This is a genomic window from Sphingobacterium sp. G1-14, assembly GCF_002196555.1.
Taxonomy (GTDB): domain Bacteria; phylum Bacteroidota; class Bacteroidia; order Sphingobacteriales; family Sphingobacteriaceae; genus Sphingobacterium; species Sphingobacterium siyangense.
Genome location: NZ_CP021381.1, coordinates 438,945 through 458,041 on the forward strand (window position 1 = coordinate 438,945; position 19,097 = coordinate 458,041).

At 39.0% G+C, this 19,097-nt stretch carries 14 protein-coding genes and 1 riboswitch; of the genes, 3 read left to right on the forward strand and 11 right to left on the reverse strand.

From position 1 onward, the window contains the following. Positions 1–32 precede the first annotated feature (32 nt). The 4 genes from ggt to CBM24_RS01925 form a co-directional block, all read right to left on the reverse strand. Entirely contained in the window at positions 33–1,733 is a 1,701-nt protein-coding gene (gene ggt, locus CBM24_RS01910) for a gamma-glutamyltransferase (protein WP_088160032.1), read from the reverse strand. Positions 1,734–1,794: 61 nt separating this feature from the next. Next, positions 1,795–2,121 carry a nucleotide pyrophosphohydrolase gene (locus CBM24_RS01915; protein WP_088160033.1) on the reverse strand — a complete coding sequence of 109 codons (327 nt, stop codon included), beginning with the start codon at positions 2,119–2,121 and terminating at the stop codon, positions 1,795–1,797. 16 nt (positions 2,122–2,137) lie between these two features. Further along, a complete protein-coding gene (dtd, locus tag CBM24_RS01920) occupies positions 2,138–2,596 on the reverse strand; it encodes a D-aminoacyl-tRNA deacylase (RefSeq protein ID WP_088163428.1) in 459 nt (152 codons plus the stop codon). Between the two features lie 140 nt (positions 2,597–2,736). Next, positions 2,737–5,172: a TonB-dependent receptor gene (locus tag CBM24_RS01925; RefSeq protein ID WP_088160034.1), complete on the reverse strand. Its 2,436-nt coding sequence runs from the start codon at positions 5,170–5,172 to the stop codon at positions 2,737–2,739. A gap of 54 nt (positions 5,173–5,226) precedes the next feature. Then, a riboswitch (TPP riboswitch) is annotated at positions 5,227–5,352 on the reverse strand. 228 nt (positions 5,353–5,580) lie between these two features. Between CBM24_RS01925 and CBM24_RS01930 the strand changes: the two genes are divergently transcribed. From CBM24_RS01930 to CBM24_RS01940, 3 genes are all read left to right on the forward strand, one after another. Then, entirely contained in the window at positions 5,581–6,756 is a 1,176-nt protein-coding gene (locus CBM24_RS01930; RefSeq protein ID WP_088160035.1) for an amidohydrolase family protein, read from the forward strand. A gap of 118 nt (positions 6,757–6,874) precedes the next feature. Beyond that, positions 6,875–7,156 carry an acylphosphatase gene (locus tag CBM24_RS01935; RefSeq protein WP_046674815.1) on the forward strand — a complete coding sequence of 94 codons (282 nt, stop codon included), beginning with the start codon at positions 6,875–6,877 and terminating at the stop codon, positions 7,154–7,156. A gap of 44 nt (positions 7,157–7,200) precedes the next feature. Continuing rightward, complete coding sequence (locus CBM24_RS01940; protein WP_088160036.1) at positions 7,201–8,670, forward strand: lipopolysaccharide biosynthesis protein; 1,470 nt, start codon at positions 7,201–7,203, stop codon at positions 8,668–8,670. Positions 8,671–8,737: 67 nt separating this feature from the next. Here CBM24_RS01940 and dusB read toward each other — a convergent pair whose 3' ends face one another. The 7 genes from dusB to CBM24_RS01975 all read right to left on the reverse strand — a co-directional run bounded on the left by dusB (position 8,738) and on the right by CBM24_RS01975 (position 19,091). Continuing rightward, positions 8,738–9,733, reverse strand: a complete 996-nt coding sequence (gene dusB / locus CBM24_RS01945; protein WP_088160037.1) for a tRNA dihydrouridine synthase DusB — start codon at positions 9,731–9,733, stop codon at positions 8,738–8,740. A 66-nt stretch (positions 9,734–9,799) separates the two neighbouring features. Then, positions 9,800–12,241, reverse strand: a complete 2,442-nt coding sequence (locus CBM24_RS01950) for an outer membrane beta-barrel family protein (protein WP_088160038.1) — start codon at positions 12,239–12,241, stop codon at positions 9,800–9,802. A 28-nt stretch (positions 12,242–12,269) separates the two neighbouring features. Further along, entirely contained in the window at positions 12,270–13,403 is a 1,134-nt protein-coding gene (locus CBM24_RS01955) for a PepSY-associated TM helix domain-containing protein (RefSeq protein ID WP_088160039.1), read from the reverse strand. Between the two features lie 70 nt (positions 13,404–13,473). Then, the gene (locus CBM24_RS01960) at positions 13,474–14,703 is read right to left on the reverse strand and encodes a DUF4374 domain-containing protein (RefSeq protein ID WP_088160040.1); all 1,230 of its coding nucleotides are present in this window, start codon (positions 14,701–14,703) and stop codon (positions 13,474–13,476) included. Between the two features lie 23 nt (positions 14,704–14,726). Beyond that, positions 14,727–17,114 carry a TonB-dependent receptor gene (locus CBM24_RS01965; protein WP_088160041.1) on the reverse strand — a complete coding sequence of 796 codons (2,388 nt, stop codon included), beginning with the start codon at positions 17,112–17,114 and terminating at the stop codon, positions 14,727–14,729. A 112-nt stretch (positions 17,115–17,226) separates the two neighbouring features. Next, positions 17,227–18,315, reverse strand: coding sequence for a DUF4374 domain-containing protein (locus CBM24_RS01970; RefSeq protein ID WP_157698355.1), 1,089 nt, complete (start codon positions 18,313–18,315; stop codon positions 17,227–17,229). Positions 18,316–18,458: 143 nt separating this feature from the next. Beyond that, on the reverse strand, positions 18,459–19,091 hold the full coding sequence (locus CBM24_RS01975) for a hypothetical protein (RefSeq protein ID WP_088160043.1): 633 nt from the start codon (positions 19,089–19,091) through the stop codon (positions 18,459–18,461). Between the last annotated feature and the right edge of the window lie 6 nt (positions 19,092–19,097).

A 19,097-nucleotide genomic window follows, 5' to 3' on the forward strand; every position in this document is an offset into this window, starting at 1 on the left:
GGATTGCATCAAATAGTTTAATCATTTTTAATCTAATAACCTTTCGCTGTATCGTCTCCACGTGGATCGGCTCCTGTCTGTAATTTACCATTTGGTAAGACAAGTATATTCTCCACACGGCCGATTGCCCCTCTCGGATTTATCGTATAGCCATCTTTTGTTAATTGGCCACGTAAATTGGCATTGATAGCGTTATTTTCGACATCAATGCGATCAGGAAGCCATTGATGATGAAATCTTGGCAGGCTCACTGCCGATTGTGCATTTTGTCGGAAGTCAATAACGTTGAGGATAGTCTGAAAAACAGAGGTAATGATAGTTGATCCCCCCGGGGTTCCCACAACCATGAATAGTTTGCCATCTTTTTCTACAATAGTGGGTGTCATTGAGCTGAGCATTCTTTTGCCGGGCTGAATCTCGTTCGCTTTTTCTCCTGTAAGCCCATACATGTTTGGGACACCGGTTTTCACAGAGAAATCATCCATTTCATTGTTTAGGAGAAAACCTGCGCCGGCCACAAATACTCCCGAGCCATAAGAATCATTGAGTGTTGTTGTAATGGATACTGCATTCCCTTGCTCGTCTACGATATTGAAATGTGTCGTTTGTTCACTTTCATAGCCAGGAATGACATCTGCATTGACATCTTTGCTTAATGTCGCTTTACGGAAATTGAATGAATTGAGTTTATGTGCATTTGAGCTGGAGTCAATAAGCTGTTGGACGGGTACCCTAATAAAATCAGGATCTCCTAAATATTTGGCCCGATTGGCATATACATAACGTTCAGCTTCGACCATGACACGAATGGTTGAATCGGTTTGAAAGCCCCAGCGTTGAAGTGGAAACTGTTCGACTGATTTGAGCAGGGCCAAAAGAGATGTTCCCCCACTCGAAGGCGGCGGCATGGAAATAACTTTGTGGCCCCTATAATTTGTGGAAATTGGGATACGCCAAAGTGCCTGATAATCCAGTAGATCTTGATGGTTAATAATGCCTTTCCCCTTGCCCATTTCGGCAACAATTAAGTCGGCCGTTTTACCTTTATAGAAGCCGTCTCGCCCTTCTATTGCGATTCTTTCCAGCGTTTTCGCTAGCTCCTCCTGGATAAATAGGTCACCTGTTTTCCAAGCTTTGGTTTTGATAATTGCAGCACCAGAGGGATTCAGCTTGACAAAACGATCTTTATGGCTTTCAAACTCATTAGCTTGTCGTTGACTGATTTTAAAACCTGTTCTGGCTAGCTGTATTGCTGGGAGTACGAGATCTTTCCATTGCAACTTGCCATACTTTCTGTGTGCTTCCCACATACCGGCAACAGACCCAGGGATGCCTGAGGCCAATTGACTATAAAGGCTCAACTCAGGAATAACATTACCTTGGGCATCGAGATACATATCCCGGGATGCTTTTTGAGGAGCTTTCTCACGAAAATCTAGGGCATCTAAATTACCCCGATGATCGCGGTAGAGCATAAAGCCGCCGCCGCCAATATTTCCTGCATTGGGATAAACAACTGCAAGAGCAAATTGCACGGCAACTGCAGCATCTATTGCATTTCCACCTTGTTTTAAAATCTTTACGCCGACTTCTGAAGCCAAAGGATGCGCTGTGACTACGGTAGCCTTATTAAAAGTACTGGCCTGCTCGACCTTAGAATTTAGCTGTTGTTTTGTCGCACAAGAGGCAAGACATATGCTCGCTATGAGCGAATAGGTTATGAATTTATACATCGTATTCGATTTAAAACTTTAATATTATCTCAAAGAGTTGTACAAACAATACTATCTCCAATTATTTAAGTTTTTCGTTGTTTTTATGGCGGTCGGCATCCCGAATTGATTTCTTTTGAAGATTTTGTTCCAGAGCTTCTGTTAGATCAATTCCCGTTTGATTGGCAAGACACATCAAAACGAATAATACATCGGCCATTTCATCTGCTAAATTGACTTCTTTGTCTGATTTTTTGAAAGATTGCTCTCCGTATTTCCGAGCCATTATTCGGGCAACCTCACCGACTTCTTCCATGAGTATGGCGGTGTTTGTCAGTTCGTTGAAATAACGTACTCCGGTACTATTGATCCATTTGTCAATAACCTCTTGTGCTTCTTTAATTGTCATCTTTTTCAATAAAAAATTAAAAGTTGTCCTTATCTTTTGTATCCATGACGATGGTAACTGGACCATCATTCAGTAGGTCGATTTTCATATCTGCTCCGAATACGCCAAGTTGAACCTCTTTTTGGAGCAATTGACTTAACAATAAAGCCATCTCTTCATACATTGGTTTGGCTTTATCCGGTTTTGCTGCTCTGATAAAAGAAGGTCTGTTTCCTTTTTTTGTTTGAGCAAAGAGGGTGAATTGTGAGATGAGTAAGATATTTCCGTCTATATCCTGTATCGATTTATTCATCAAGCCCTGTTCATCCTCGAAGATGCGTAAGTTGATGAATTTCTGTCCTAACCATTTAAGATCTTCTGTTGTGTCTGCTTCTTCAACTCCTAATAAAATCATTAAACCCTTCTGGATCTGGCCTGTAATCTGATTATCTACCGTACAAGAGGCGTTTTTCACTCGTTGTATAACTGCGCGCATAATGAAAAGTATAAAACCAAAGGTAAAAATTCCGATTGTTAAACACGATGTAATGTGCAATTTATCCACCATATTAAATAAAAAACGTCTCTTGCTTCCTCAGGAAAAAAGAGACGTTTTTTTATTTAAATAAATTGTTTCTAAAATTTGAAATTCAAGCCCAATAGGAAATTTGTTGGTGCTTGTGGGAAATAGAAATTATAATATTTTCGGGTATCACCTTCCATCCAACCAAAGGTGTAGCCATTGGCTTCGTACTTTTCGTTGAAGATGTTGTTGACCTGTAAAGTTGCACTGATGTTTTTGATACCTAATGCTGTAAAGCTATAGTTTGCTAACAGATTGTTGACAAAATAAGAGGAAATGCTTCTCTCTTTCGCAGATGAATTATCTAGATATTGTCTTCCTACAAATTTGGATAGAAGAGAGAATGTAAGTGATGTTATCGGACTATAAGAAAAATTACTTGACAAAATCGTTCCCGGAGATAAAGCAATGTCTGTTTTCGAATAAAATATCCTTGTATCACCGATTACCTCTTCAAAGTCTTTAATTTTATTTTGGCTGAAACTAGCTGTTGCTTTCCAGTTGAACTGCTTGTTGATGTTCCATGATCCATCGAATTCAAGCCCCATTCTATAGCTATCTTTGACATTTTGTCGAATTGGAGAGCCAGTATCACTGATTTCACCTGTTGGGATCAACTGATCCTTGTAAAACATGCCATACCCATTCAATCCGATGTTGAATTTTTCATTTGTAAAGCGATAGCCAAATTCGATGTCCTGCATTTTCTCCGGGGTCGGGTCGGGTAAGGCGCTATTTTTCTCTATAAAATCCTTGCGAACAGGTTCTTTCTGTGCAAAGGCATAAGAAGCGTATACATTTGAATGGTCATTTAGCAAATAAGTTGCACCAGCTTTAGGGTTTAAGAAATTAAACTTAGGATGATAATTATAATTTTTCACCTTATCATCATCACCATACATGTGGTAATCTACATTCCGATATTGAATATCGGCCATTAATATCCACTTATCTAGTTTATAATCGACCTTTAAGAAATTACTGAAATCATTTTTTTGTGATTTCCCGAAGTAATATTTATCGTCAAGAAAACCTGTTGATGCATATTGTGCCCAAATCACCTGGCCATAATGTTTTCCTTTGTATTGATTATAAGCTCCACCCCAAGTAATTTCAAGCTGATCATTCGGTCTGTAATTTAGGGCATAGGTCATGCCATAAAAATAATTATCAAGCCATCTCCTGCGGACGAGATCTGTTTTTTGTATGGTATCTTTACCAATGATGACGTTAGGCAAACCGTATTTACTTAGTTTATCTCCGGGTCTCATTTCTTCATAGTAACCATAACCTCTTGTATAGTGTAGGGCTGTATTGAGCGTCAATTTGTCGTTCAGGATATTGGTATAATGAAGTTGATGATGTTTCTGCGTATAATTATCTGTTTGATTTTGATACGTATATAGATTATAATCCCGGCCGGCGTTCATGAAACGATCCTTCTCTGCGCCCGAGATTTCGAGTGCATTATCTGCATAGTCATCCATGCGTGATCGATCGCCAGTAATCAATGGTTCGGGAACGCCATTCCAGGCTTGATATGTCTTTTCTTTTCCCCAGAATACAATTCCTTTTAAAATATGTTTCTTGCCATAATAACCTCCGTCCACATAAAAAGATTGTAAGTCTGAACTACCTCTTTCGATATAACCATCGCTACTGATTCGAGATAATCTGGCATTGAAGGCAAATTTGTCGTTAATTAGCCCGGTACCTACCTTGACTGTATTTTTCCAGGTATTGTAGGAGCCAAATGAATTGTTGAGCTCTGCGTAAGGGGTTTCGACTAACGTATTGGACTGAATATTTAATGAGGCTCCAAATGATCCGGCACCATTCGTCGAAGTCCCAATACCACGCTGAACTTGGATGCTCTCGGTAGAAGAGGCAAAGTCGGGAAGGTTTACAAAAAATGAACCCATGCTCTCCGCATCATTTAAAGGGATTCCATTTAATGTTACGTTGATTCGTTGATTATCCGATCCCCTGATTGTCATTCCGGTATAACCTATACCTGCACCGGCATCGGAATTGACCTGCACGGATGGAGTCTGATTTAAAAGGAATGGAATATCCTGGCCGAGGTTATTACGCGTTATTTCTTCTTTGGAGATGTTTTTAAAGGTTGTAGGAGCATTTCTTTTGGCACGGGTAGATTGAACAAGTACCTCTTCCATTTGAATTGTACTAGGTTCTAACGCTACCGTAAGCTCCAAATTGTCTTTAACATCCACATTTTGGCTCCATGTTTTATATCCAAGAGAAGATACCTGGATCTGGTGCTTACCTGTATTGATACGATATAGTTTAATCAGTCCATTTTTGTCCGATTGGCCAGCGAAGGATGCTTGTCCATCTATGGATATGGAAACATACTGTAAGGGGGTCTGATTAGTATTGTCTACAGCTTTAATTGTCAGATTTTGTTGCGCAATGGCAATTTGGCTTGAAATAGTAGCTAAGGAGCTACAAATCAAAAATTTGATCATGGTAATGTATTTTGTTTGAGTTAAACAAATCATAGCAAGGGGTTACTATGACCGCACTATTTAACTAACCTCTCCCTACGCCAGCATTATCTGGATCAGGTGTACAGAATTTAATCTGTTGGGTATAATCTCAGCCTTTATTTGTGTTCCTGACAAAACAAGGCACCCCTATTCGATGCTGCGAATATATAAATTTAAAATTGAAATGAAGTATAAAGAAGTAATTTATGACAAATGGAAAAGAGTGGATTTGCGGTATTATTTCTTTTTGGTTAAAAATTTGTGCAAATTGTTGTTTTTGGTATTTATTGTTCTTTTTAGGTACCTTGGCATGAATTTTTCTACTAGAGGTATGTATTCATACAGGTCAAAAAATTTTAGTTACTAAATTGATAGTGAGGAGATAAAATGTTAAAATATTTAAGCGCTAATTATATTCTGCCGATTACTTCAATGCCAATAAAAGACGGTATTGTTTCGGTAGATGAGGAGGGGGTAATTCAAGGTATCTATGACCCAACTTCATTTACACCTTCAGATAAAACGAAGGTTGAGAGATATGAAGGAGTGATAATTCCAGGTTTTATCAATGCACATTGCCACATTGAATTGTCGCATATGAAAGGTATTGTTCCTAAAGGTACGGGGCTTCCGAGCTTTCTCAGTAAGGTGATGACAACGCGGTCGGCATCGATGAAAAAAATAGATGACGCTATGGCCAAAGCCGATCGAGATATGTACGAAAATGGTATTGTCGCAGTCGGAGATCACGCCAACACTGATAATTCTTCAAAATTGAAGGAAGATTCACAGATATTATATCACACATTTGTGGAGGTGCTCGGAATTGAACCTGAAGAAGCTGACTTTAAGTTAAAGGAGGCTAAATCGTTGACCCAAGAGTTTAGGAATGGGCATGTATCCATTACTCCGCACGCTCCCTATTCTTGTTCGAAGGTCCTTTTTAAGAAATTCAAGAAGATGGTTCCGGAAACAAATATTATCAGTATTCACAATCAAGAAAGTGAAGAGGAGAATAAACTGTTCCGTTATAAAATGGGTGAGTTCTTGGACTTTTATAAAAGTATAGGAAAAAATGCTGATGCGATTAAGGCGCAGGCAAGAAATTCGATTCAGTCTTATCTTCCTTATTTGCCTTATCCAAATAAATTATTGTTGGTTCATAACACCTATACCTCTCTTAAAGATTTGGATTTTGTAGAGCGTATGGATCGTGATGTGATGTGGTGTCTCTGTCCAAAAGCCAACCTTTATATTGAGGGAACATTACCAAAGGTTCAGAATTTTATGAATGCCGGACAGCGTTTGGTAATCGGAACGGACAGTTTAGCTTCAAACGATACATTGTCCATTTTGGAGGAGCTAAAGGTATTGCATGCGCACTTTGAGGATCTGGATTTCTTGCAGACTATTCAATGGGCTACAATCAATGGTGCTATCGCGTTGAACATTGAGAATGAATTTGGCTCACTTGAAGTGGGTAAAAAACCTGGGATTGTGTTGTTGCAAGGTATGGAACACATGCGCCTAAATGAAGATGTTAAGGTAAAACGTTTAGCGTAGTATTTAATTCCCCAAAACTTCTGTACTTTTGCTCTTATTGAACCGTCCATGACTATAATAACGAAACTATAGTCATGGTAAGTTCCATCTGACCGATGGAAGAAAAAATAAGTTACAGATGAAACATTTGAATATTTCAATAAGAGGTAAAGTACAGGGGGTCTTTTTTAGATTGACAACCAAGGCGGTTGCAGATCAAGTCGGTGTTAGAGGCTTTGTTGTCAATTTAAAAGATGGTTCTGTCTATATAGAGGGCGAGGGCGACGATTTTGCACTAGATTCACTGTTGGAGTTCTGCCAAGAAGGACCCGAGGGTGCAATCGTTGAAAGTGTTGAGGTAAAGGAAGGCGAAATGAAGGGCTTTTCCAATTTTGAAGTAGTTAAAAGAGTTCAATCTTAAGCCGTTTCGCCTTGTCAGTACTTAAAAAATTCGCCGGACAGACCATGATTTATGGCCTGAGTACGATTATAGCCCGTATGCTGTATTTCGTCATGACGCCATTGTATGTCCTCAAATATCCACCTGCGTCCTACGGAATATTTACTAATATGTACGCCTGGGCATCCATGATCAATGCCGTTTTGGCATTTGGAATGGAAACAACTTTTTTTAGGTTTCTCCAAAAAGTCGAAGAAAAGGATAAAAAGCAGGTTTTCAATAACAGTTTTATCGTCATTGCTTCTTTGGCAACATTATTTTTTATTACGGCCATAGTCTTTGCTGGCACTATTGGTAGCTGGTTGAATAAGGGAACTTACAATGCCGATTACGAGAGCTATGTGAAGTATTTCGCCCTCATATTGGCATTGGATGCTTTAGCTATTGTTCCTTTTGCGAAATTGAGATCGGAGGGAAGGCCTATTCGATTTGGTGCTATTAAATTGGCCAACATCGGTATTATGGTTATTCTTAACCTATTCTTTATTGCGCTAGTTCCCTATCTGATAAAAGATGGTGGTACTTTGGGTAATTGGTGTTCCGGTTGGTATAGAAATGAATGGATAGGTTATGTATTTATTTCTAATATTGTGGCAAGTGCAGCAACCTTTCTATTGCTCCTTCCTGAAATGAGGGGTTTCTATTTTAAACCGGAAAAGCAGCTAATCTTAAAGATGCTATCGTATAGCTTTCCGATTTTAATTGCCAATATTTCTTATATCATCAACGAAAATTTAGATAAAATTGTGTTGCCAATCTACCTGCCTAAGGATATTGGGGATCGCGATTTGGGGATCTATGGAGCCGTTGGAAAATTAGCAATGTTTCTGAGCATTTTTGTTCAGGCTTTTCGATTGGGGGCCGAACCATTTTTCTTTTCTTATGCAAAAAATGCCAATGCAAAGAAGACCTATGCGTTGATTATGGAATATTTCGTAATTGCCATGATGTTAGTTATGCTGGGGATTACAGCGAATATTGACTGGCTGAAGTATTTTATTAAAGGAAATGTGGAAACTCGTGACTTATATTGGTCTGGACTTTTTATCGTTCCGCTATTACTATTCAATTATGTCCTGCTGGGTATTTATATGAATCTCTCCGTATGGTATAAGCTTTCTGACCAAACGCGGTACGCATTGTATATTTCATTGGTAGGGGCAGGAATAACCATCGTTGCAAATTATTACCTGATCCCGAGGTACAGTTATGTTGGAGCATCAATAGTCACATTTCTAGCCTACTTTTCTATGGTGGTGCTATCTTATGTATGGGGGCAAAAACATTATCCTATACCCTATAAATTGGGCAAGATCCTGATGTATATACTTTTAGGGATATGTTTCTCCTATCTATCCTACTTTGTATTTAATCATAATGCCTTCGTTGGTAATGGGCTTTTGATTGCTTACATTGGAGGTGTATTTATGATGGAAAGAAATCAGCTCAAGCGATTCATAAAGAAAGACGCTTAAACGAAAAAAGGTCGTGCTAATATTAACTTAGCACGACCTTTTTCTTTATAAATTGTGGACTTTAGGATTATACCATTTCTGCCGAGAAATTGTGTTCAATTTCATGAAGTACCTCAAGAATCTCAGCTTGGCTTTGTAAGCTGACCAACTTCATTCGGTGTTCTTTAAAGTTAGGGATTCCTTTGAAGTAATTCGCATAATGCCTGCGCATTTCAAAAATACCCAATTTGTCACCTTTCCATTCAATGGATTTGTTCAGATGTGTTCTGCAAACCTCGACACGTTCGGCAATAGTTGGTCCTTCTAAACGCTCACCAGTATTGAAAAAATGTTTTATTTCTCTAAAAATCCAGGGGTATCCGATTGCTGCACGGCCAATCATAATGCCATCCACTTCAAACTCCTGCCGCCATACCGCAGCTTTTTCGACAGAGTCTACATCGCCATTGCCAAAAATTGGAATCTTGATGCGCGGATTGCGTTTGATATCACGAATCATAGACCAGTCCGCCTGACCTTTATACAGCTGCGCGCGCGTACGTCCATGAATAGCAAGTGCTTTGATCCCCACATCTTGTAACCTTTCGGCAACTTCGTATACATTTTTTGTGTTATCATCCCAGCCAAGACGTGTTTTCACCGTTACGGGTAAATCCGTAGCCTCAACGACAGCTTTTGTCATTGCAACCATTTTATCGATGTCCTGTAGCAGGGATGAACCAGCTCCTTTGCAGACTACTTTTTTAACTGGACAGCCGTAATTGATGTCGATTAAATTAGGCTCTGCTTTTGTGCAGATCTCAGCAGACTGACGCATACTTTCAATATCTCCACCAAAGATCTGAATGCCAATAGGACGTTCATATTCAAAAATATCAAGTTTTTGAATTGACTTTGCAGCATCCCGAATTAAGCCTTCCGAAGAAATAAATTCAGTATACATTAAATCAACACCATTCTGTTTGCACACATAGCGAAACGGAGGATCACTTACATCCTCCATCGGAGCTAATAACAATGGGAATTTACCCAAATCAATATTTTCACCAATCTTGACCGACATCTTCGATAATTTTTTACAAAGGTACAAAATTTGGCATTAGTATAAAGTTAGCTAACTGTCACGAGTTTAGAGCCGATTTTTGATCTCTTCAGATCCTGTCGAACGTTGACCGTTCGAATCGCCAACCCCGCCAAATCGATAGTTAAAGGAGAGTATAGCCGTCCTACTGTCAGGGTTCGATTTCCCTACGAGCCTTATTGTTGACGAAAAGGTCTCATAACGCCGATTGTTGGTCCTCAAAATATCATTCACAACTAGCTTGACAGATGCTCTTTTATTGAGTATATTTTTTTGGATGCCAGTATATATTTGGCCGTAACTCTTGATCTGACTTAAGCCTATTGTCAGCCCCGATACGTAGTTCCCGCCGAGTTCTATAGACCAATCTTTAGGCAATTTGAATGTATTCTGACTATTGAGTGTAAGCGTATTGCCTTTTCGGCTGATCAAGCCATCCTCTTGTGGGATATTATATTCATTACGGTAATAATTTGCGAAGTGTGTAGCTGACCACCAAGCTGTCAATTGGCTAGGGGCGATAATTGACAATCCGTAATTTCTAAATGAACCAATATTCTCAGGACGTTCGTAGGTAATGTATGGATTGGTTGGATCCGTACCAATGATCTCGTTAACGACATTGGTCCTCTTTGCATAGTTTAAGGTCAAAATATATTTGCTGGCAAGTGTATAGCCAAACTCAAGAGAATGCTCGTAAGCAGGATTCAGCTGAGCATTGCCTTCCGAATAGGAAAAAGGATCTGTATATACTCGAAATGGATTGAGATCCCAAAATGATGGTCTTTGTACGCGGTAGCTGTAGCTTGTCTGCAATTTGTTTTTTTCATTGAGGGTATAGGTTAGAAATGCCGAAGGAAATAGTTTGAAATATGATTTTTCAAATTGCTCATGGAGGGTGATTTGATTACCTAAAGTATGCGTATGCTCACCTCTGACACCAACCTGTGCCGAAATTTTATGCCAGCTTTTGGATAGATTGATATAACCCGCTTGTATTGTTTCTTTGTAAATGAAATGGTTGCTTGTTGTCAGGTCCGGGACGTATTGATCCTTTTGTAAGGTGTCATAATGCAGGTCATTTTCTGTGCGTACATGACTGGCTTTCCAACCTGTCTCCAGTTTATACCCTTGGGCTAGCGGGAGTATATAATCCAACTTGGCGACGTACACTTTATTGTCTGATGGAATGTCTCCTCTACGTGACGATGGTTGGTTGAGCGTGGAGCCATCTGCTTTCGTATAATTCGTGTTCAGCTGCTGATCCATTTTGGAATAATGGTCGACAAGATCGAGATCGATCTTTAGTTCGTGCCCTTTCTCGTTAAATTTGACAGTATAGTTGACATTGTAGAGCATGTCCCGCCAGTGTTCTTTTCCTTCCGTTATCGTAGCAGAAGACCACACTAATTGATTATCGTCAAAGTTTCTGAAACTATTTGTCGTGGGTTCATACTTCGGATATTTGCCAAAACCGCCATTGATAAGTAGGCCAAGTGTCTGTTTGGAATCTATGTTATAATCTATACCAGCTCTAAAGTTATTAGACCGTAGTTTGGGGCGTATGTTATTTTCCTGTTGGCTATAAGATTCTGGAACATTGTGCTGATCGGGATAAAAATACCGGGTGAGGGAATTGAAATATTCGAGGTTCTGATGATATTGATTGTAAATTCCAAATACATTGAGTTTCTCCGTGCGGTAATTTAAATTGAGACTACCGCCAAGATGTGTGCCCCTGCCTAACCCTCCATTGAGCGAGATGGCACCGTTCCATCCTTGTTTTATTCCTTTTTTTAAAACGATATTGATAATTCCTGCTGAACCGGCCGCATCTTGTTTTGCACTAGGGTTGGACATAACCTCGATTTTGTTGATATCAATGGAAGATGTGCTCCGCAGTAAATTGGCAAGTTGATCGCCTGAAAGATAGGTCATCTTGCCATTGATCATCAGGGTTGCTCCCGATTTCCCTTTCATACTTAATACTCCGCTGTCATCTACAGCTATTCCTGGAATCTTATTCAGTAGTTCAAGTCCATTATTGCCATCAGCAAGCATCGAGTTTTCTACATTGAACACAAGCTTATCCTGTTGTTGTTCGATGAATTGCTTTTTGCGTTGTACCAGTACTTCTGCTAAATACGTATTATTCGGTAAGAGGGTAATCTGACCGAGGTTAATTTCACCCAGTTGCTCTGTCAGGCTGAAATGTGGGCTAAAAGTCTCTTGATGCGTGATGTTTTTTATCTTCACAAAATAACGACCTGCTTTTTCATTGGCGAATGTAAAACGTCCTAAGCTATCCGAAAGAATCGTATTGGATAGTGTACTATCTTTGGCGTTATGAAGGCTTATACTTACATAGGGAATAGCTCGTTTATCTTCACCCACAATTTGTCCCTTAATAGGATTGGTTTTTTGTGCATAGCAATTGAACGTTGTACAAATAAATAGAAAACTTACGATATAATGCTGGATATGACGCATAGTACTATGATTAAGAGATTACTAAAATTTAAGGAGTTGCTAGCTGTGTATGTTTTGTTTTTTTTACCGTTTTTCTTTTCTTGCCCCACCAGATATAGAATCCCGTTGCCGGTAAGGTCGCACAGATCAATGAGGCCACGAAATAGATGATTTTTGTTGTCATTCCTCCAATAAAACCAGTATGGAGTGCATAGTTGGATCGCATCAACCATTCTGTGGTATTTGCCTCATCAATGGGACCTTGTTTTCTGCCGGCTAGCTCAAGTGTATATCGGTCGAAATTGAGATCTCGCCAGGTGCCACCTTCCATGTCGGTACAAGCATACACTGTTTTGTCTTCCGGCTCAGGATAATGGACAATGACTGCCTCTTTGTTATATTTGGCATATTCACGACGTACTTTATGCCAAATCTGGTCTGCAACAACTAAAGCATCGTTTAAAGGTTGATCAATGTATTCTTCTTTATTTGATTTCTCTATCTTAGGTTTATTTGAATACCCCCCAGTCAACGAGACGACAGCGCTTCGGATCCATGGAAAGCTCATGATGAGTCCAGTAAAACACATAACCAGCGCTATTGTTAGCGAATAGAAGCCGAGCACATTGTGAAGGTCATAATTCACTCTTTTAAATTTCGCCTTCCATTTGATTGAAAAGCTTTGTTCTCTAGATCTCTTGTTCCATTTTTTTGGCCACCAGAGTACAAGCCCAGTGATCAACAATATAAAGAAGATGAATGTGCTCCAGCCGACTACTTGTCGTCCTATTTTTACAGGCATCCAAAGGTGACGATGCCCTTCATCCATGAAATGAAAGAAATCTTCATGATCTACAATGGCGAGGACTTCTGCGGTGTAGGGATTTACGTAAACTAGACTATCGGAATGGTCCAAACTCACTTTGACGGATTTGTCTAATCCGTTATACCAGGAACTTGCGATTTCTTTATCAGGAAGAATATGGTTTACTGCTTTGTAAATAACGGAAGGAGGAAGTTGTTCTTCGGCACTTCTGGGTTCGACGTGAATATAGTTGGTAGTCAATTCTTTGATGTCATGTTCAAAGACGAGTACACAACCTGTAATTGCTAAGATAATAACGGGAATACCGGCGGCAAGTCCCAACCAAAGATGCAGCCAGGCGTTGATTTTACTGAACATAATTTAATAATGATAACGGATAGTATTTAATCGAAGGGGCGACAATAGGTCGCCCCGGTTTAATAAGAGATTAATCTAAATTATATAGCATTGGTGTATCTGCGTCACCCCCAAGTATTTTGGCGCCTTTTGTTAATTTGTCCGTAGTTGGGTTATACTCCCAAATATAGATGGCGTCAGCTTTGGGATCATTTACCGCTATGTATGCGTTCCCATTGATGACAACTGCCGAGCGGGAATTACTGACCAATGGAAAGTCTAATTTTTTAACTACTTTTTGTGAGTTTACGTCAACGATTAGGTATTCCCACATAGCAGCATACCACCAATCGTTCCATTCTTTAACATTATTTTTTGTGTCATGTGCGCTGATAAGTAAAGCCTTACCATTACCTAGGTAAGAAACCCCCAGTTGGTTATCTCCGCCTTGGTACTGACTGATATTGAAGAAGTAATTTGGATCAAGTTTGTCATCTCCATCTTTAATTCGATAGAATCCAGTAGGTAGGTTTTTGCCCCCACCCAATGCGGGCATTGTATACGTTTGCAAATAAGTGTAACCATTTTCCTTGAATTTATGAAAATAACCGTTTCTAACTGGACCTACGGGTGCTGAACGGTTGTCTTCACCTGTTTTCTTAAAGTTTTTAAACGATGGATAGTCAACCGAACCTGTATACGTAATGTCGTAGCTTACCTTTGTTATATTGTTATATAAACAATAACCTAAGACGACTTTATTACCTTGAGGAAGAAAAGCATAAATCCGCATATTATGGTCTTTCGGGATGTCGGTGTCTGAGGTTATTGTACCACTTGCCTCTACAAGCATCGTATTTGTGTTGATTACAGCGTATTCGTTGCTATTGCGTGGGCCGACGGCCAAGCGATCGTCATCCAGCCAACTATGCCAGCCTATATATAAAGTGGTTAACTTGGTGAACGGAATGACTTTAATAGCCTTTAATACACCATTTTCAAAGCTATATTTTCCGAACTGAGCGGCATTTGGATCAATCGAGTAGAAATACTTGCCTTTTTGAATTACATTTTCTTCCCATGGGAACATACTTGTTACATCAGTACCGGCGCCTACTGGAGAGATCGTACCTGACATGAGATCTTTTACAGGAAGCATAAACGAACCATTGTCTGTACTGAACTTTATCGCAAAATTTCCACCAACTTCTTCCGTTGGATTTGTGGGCGTACCGTTGTCAGGTGTGGATTTGCTACAGCCTATTAACGAAATGCCTGCCAAAGCAATTAAACTAACGTTTTTTGTAATTGATTTTAACATGATATTATAGTTTTAAATAATTTTTAATGTGAGGAGCGGATGAGGTACCGTAATTTTAGATATACAGAACGACCGGGGCGCTGTTGCTTGAAAATATCGTAAGCAATTTGATCAGTCAAATTTTTTCCCTCGACGGTGATGTTATAAGTATTGTTATTGAAAGAATAGGTAGCGGCAATATTGTGTAACCATTGGGCTGGAATATAATCTTTTGTTGATTTTTCTGCTAATTTGGACCAGCTTAACGAATAGTTATTTACAAACTGCAAGTAATAATTTAGCTGTATACGATTGTCTTTGGAGCTAAAAAGGTTATTCCGGCCATAACTGATGTCTAGGTTTCCAAATAGCCACGGCTCATTGGGTGTACGATTTTTGTAGGTTATCTTTTCTCTATTATTTTTATCATACTTTTCGCGATCGACTGCATTATAATAACTCATGTTTAATACGGCCATAAAATTGGATTTGTACCCATATTTAACTTCGAAATCAAGGCCATTGACCTTCACTCCGCCTTCATTGTCCGCTAATTGTTTTTGCCCCTGCGGGGTGTCGTAAGATTTCTGAATGATATAGTCCTTAACATTCCTATAATAGGTTGAAGCGTCCACATTTAGATAGTGGTTTCCAAAGGTTGTTCCATAGTAGAAATTCAGGTTATAGTTGTCGCTATTTGCAGGCTTTAATTTTTCATTAGCCATAACGTTTAAACCATCTCCAAAGAGCTCGGTAAAAGTTGGTAGTTGATAGGCATGTTCATACGATAGTTTTATGCCGTAACTCGCATCTAATTTAATGTTCGTCACAGCGCCATAACCAAAGTAGTTTTTGGAGGTTTTACCAGCAGTGTTGGTTTTGCCAGATAAGCCATACTCTTTGATGAAAAATGAATTATTTAGTCGCTCTTTCCAAAGAATCTGTTGATAATTGAGCCCAATAGTCGTTCTATAGATCTGATTTGTTATATTATAAAAATCATTGTAGGGATCTATCTCATTGTAATTTTCGCGTTTATTGGTGTTTAAATTATAGTTGAAATTGAATAGGTGCGATGCTGATAGCTTGTAATTTAAATTTACCTGCGAAAAGCTGTTGTTAATCTTTTGATGGGTGATGGATTTGTAGCTATTCAGTTCGCCTGCATTGGGACTATATTCTGTAGCTATACCGTTCCAAAAGTAATATGTCCTCGAGCTCGTGTCGGTGATAATATTTTCGCCTCGTGAATAATTTGCGTATACAGTTGCTGATAAATTTTCAAAAAGAAACTTGTCTTTTCTATAGCGCAAGCTTGGAGTAAACGTATGACTTTTACTGAATACATGCCCTAGCACACGTTCTTGTGTCGCTGCGGTTTGTTGCTGGTCATACACGTCATTATAAGTCAAGCCTAAGACAGCGATATCGGCCCATCTTTTATTACTTATGCCCACTTCAACCTGTGTCATAAATGAACGATAGTCATCATGAAAACGCCTTGCGGATTGCAGGGTGTCAAATAATTCGTTTTTCGGAGGTATAGGTGCCTTTAGGTATACACCAGCTTTGGGATTGGTTCTCATGAGATAGTTATTATTTGAGAAATTGTAATAACTATTCAAATTGATCATCAAGCCATTTTTGGGATGTTTATAACCAGCACTCACCGCAGCGCGGTGTGTATTAAATGAGCCAATACTATAACTGAGATCTAAAGATTTTTTATAATCACGATTGGTGACGATGTTGATCGCTCCACCCAAAGCATCTGAGCCCAGGTGTGCCGGTACGACACCTTTATACACCTCAATGCGTTCTGCGATGTTCACCGGCATATTATTGAGACTCATGCCACTGCCGAAAGATTCAATTGGTACCCCGTCGATAAAAAATTTAATGTTATTGCCAGATAAGCCATTTAGCGAAAAGGAATATCGGGAACCTAGGCCGCCTTGTTCTCGAATCTTTACGCCTGTACTTCGATTGAGTATTTGATTTATATCGGAATTGGTATTGGCATATTGTTTGGTTTCTATTACATTAACGTTGAAACCAGATTCTTTGATCCTTTTGCTGACAGTTTTTCCTTCAACTTGTACTTCATCCAATGAATTGCTTTCCGTACTTAATGTGATCTCTTTTAGAATTTCCGTTGACTTATTGACTTCGAGTTTCAGCGTTAAAGTTTTATAGCCGAGTGCTGAAATAATAAATTCATGATTCCCAAAGGGTACATGTTTTAGTATAAAGGTACCGGTTCTATTTGCTTTTGCACCGTTGTTAGTACCTTTATGGAGGATTGTAGCGCCTTCAATCGGTTCCTTTGTGCTATTTTTGATGCTACCTTCGATCTGGGCCAGTTGCTGAGAAAACGAGGGAAAAGATAGGGTTAAAAATAACATTAACCATATCACTTTAAATTTGAACATTGTTTTATTTAGATTAATTACACATAAAGAAGTTGCGTAACTCTAAATTTACCGAAGGTCCTAAGGTGAAAAAAAAGAATAATTTTTGTAATAGTCTGTTTTACAGATAGAATTAATTTAGTCGATCGATTCTTACAATGAAATCGGTCTCTCGATCTAATTGAAGCCCTGGGGTAATTTGACCTGATTTGATATCATAAACCCAAACCTGATGTTTGTCTGAGCTGTCATCAATGGTGATATATGCTTTACCATTTTCAACAAGTACAGATTCTTTACGGGTGCCTTTGTCAAATGGTAGGTTGAGTTTGCGTGTGGTTTTGGCACTGAGGTCAACAAGGAAATATTCAAATTGATAAGTAGAGTGGTGGTCGCTGAAATCGGTATAGCGATCTTTACGTTCGCTCCGTACAATTGCTTGATGATTTCCCAGGTACCACATACCATAAGCGTGGTTATGGGTCTGTGCTGTTAAATCAAAGAAATAATTCGGGTCAATTTGAGTTGATTTCTGACCAATTTTAAAGATAGCAGTTGGCTTTGAGGGAATATTTCCTAAGGCTATGCCTGGGCATGCCATAAAATAATAGTTTCCCTCTTCATCATTGAAACTATAAGATTGTACCGTATTGATCCCTCCGGGATAAGTGGATCGGGTATCTTTTTGAATTTCTTTTAATTGTAATGTCGTTTTATCGAATGTTGCTACATAGAGGGTGTCTATTGTGGTGAAGTCTGTTTCATTGATTATTTTATTGAAGGTATATCCAACGAGTAGCTGTTGCTGGTGTATGGTACTAAAGCCAACAGAAATAATATTGAAATCGGAAGCTGAGGAAGGTATGATTATTTCTTGTTGCTGAGCGACGTTAAAGTCATTGACAGCAACCTTAGTGTACCATAGGCGGCGATTGGTTTTGTTGTCTGATGTGAAAAGGAGTAAGGTGTCGTTGTTGAGCCAATTGATATTTTCAATATGTTGGTCAGGCATAGACAGCTGAGCAATTTCTTTTAGGCCTGTTTTTTCTAGTGTATATTTTCTAAATTTCCCTTCTCTGAGGAAATAAAATCTGCCATTTTTAACAATGATGCTGCGATCGAACTCTTGTGTTGGGATATCAACTCCACTTTGTCGAATCGTTAATTTTCCGCTATCAATGCTGTTGGTCGTGATGATGGTGTTTCCTAAATCCTTATCCATGGTATAGAAGCTATATTTGCCAGCTAAGTTTTTCTCAGCATGTTCTGATCGGCAACTTATCGTAAAGCTAAGAAGCAAGAGCGGTAAGAATAAGATAAGACGGCTTGTTAGCATGGTTCTATAGGATGGGGGATAGGGATCGATTAAATGATGTTAAATTGTAATTTAAGTTCGTGCTGTAATGTTGGTGCAAGAAAAGTTAGTTCGGATTTGGCAATGATAACCTGATTTCCATTTTTTTGCGGTTGCAGTACAAAATAGGTCTCGCCGATTTTTAGTTCTTTCTTTTTATCTCCCGAAAGGCTGAATGCAAAGTTCTTTTTGGGTATAAAGAGCATATTGCCTGTCGTTTTAATTTCCCCAGTATCGGTATTGATCTGAGCAGTCGCATTTTTGCCTAAAACTATTTTATAGTTATCCTGATTGATATATTTTAGGTTAGCATTCGTTCTGTTGTCGAATGTCGCATCAGTTTTTTCACTCATGTTAAACAGATGGAAGCCAATACTCAGTACGGCTAATAACGAAGCTGCAATGCCAAGGTATCTAAAATTGTATTTTTTTTGTTTAATTTTTATTGGTGCCTTGGATTGTTCAATATGCGCATTGATGTCGGCCCAGATATCGCTTTCTAATTTGTTTTTTTGAGCTGTAGAAATAGGCAATGGCTTAGTTTCGAAGGTGTCATCCAGCAACCATTGTTCGACCAACAGTCTTTCTGTTGGCGAGCATTGGCCTAAATGATATTTCTCTATTAACTTCTTGTCTATGTTCATCAGTAT

Bases quoted from the DNA above. Each gene is read 5' to 3' on its own strand.
- ggt (WP_088160032.1), bottom strand. From the start codon at position 1,733: ATGTATAAATTCATAACCTATTCGCTCATAGCGAGCATATGTCTTGCC.
- CBM24_RS01915 (WP_088160033.1), bottom strand. From the start codon at position 2,121: ATGACAATTAAAGAAGCACAAGAGGTTATTGACAAATGGATCAATAGT.
- dtd (WP_088163428.1), bottom strand. From the start codon at position 2,596: ATGCGCGCAGTTATACAACGAGTGAAAAACGCCTCTTGTACGGTAGAT.
- CBM24_RS01925 (WP_088160034.1), bottom strand. From the start codon at position 5,172: ATGATCAAATTTTTGATTTGTAGCTCCTTAGCTACTATTTCAAGCCAA.
- CBM24_RS01930 (WP_088160035.1), top strand. From the start codon at position 5,581: ATGTTAAAATATTTAAGCGCTAATTATATTCTGCCGATTACTTCAATG.
- CBM24_RS01935 (WP_046674815.1), top strand. From the start codon at position 6,875: ATGAAACATTTGAATATTTCAATAAGAGGTAAAGTACAGGGGGTCTTT.
- CBM24_RS01940 (WP_088160036.1), top strand. From the start codon at position 7,201: ATGATTTATGGCCTGAGTACGATTATAGCCCGTATGCTGTATTTCGTC.
- dusB (WP_088160037.1), bottom strand. From the start codon at position 9,733: ATGTCGGTCAAGATTGGTGAAAATATTGATTTGGGTAAATTCCCATTG.
- CBM24_RS01950 (WP_088160038.1), bottom strand. From the start codon at position 12,241: ATGCGTCATATCCAGCATTATATCGTAAGTTTTCTATTTATTTGTACA.
- CBM24_RS01955 (WP_088160039.1), bottom strand. From the start codon at position 13,403: ATGTTCAGTAAAATCAACGCCTGGCTGCATCTTTGGTTGGGACTTGCC.
- CBM24_RS01960 (WP_088160040.1), bottom strand. From the start codon at position 14,703: ATGTTAAAATCAATTACAAAAAACGTTAGTTTAATTGCTTTGGCAGGC.
- CBM24_RS01965 (WP_088160041.1), bottom strand. From the start codon at position 17,114: ATGTTCAAATTTAAAGTGATATGGTTAATGTTATTTTTAACCCTATCT.
- CBM24_RS01970 (WP_157698355.1), bottom strand. From the start codon at position 18,315: ATGGATAAGGATTTAGGAAACACCATCATCACGACCAACAGCATTGAT.
- CBM24_RS01975 (WP_088160043.1), bottom strand. From the start codon at position 19,091: ATGAACATAGACAAGAAGTTAATAGAGAAATATCATTTAGGCCAATGC.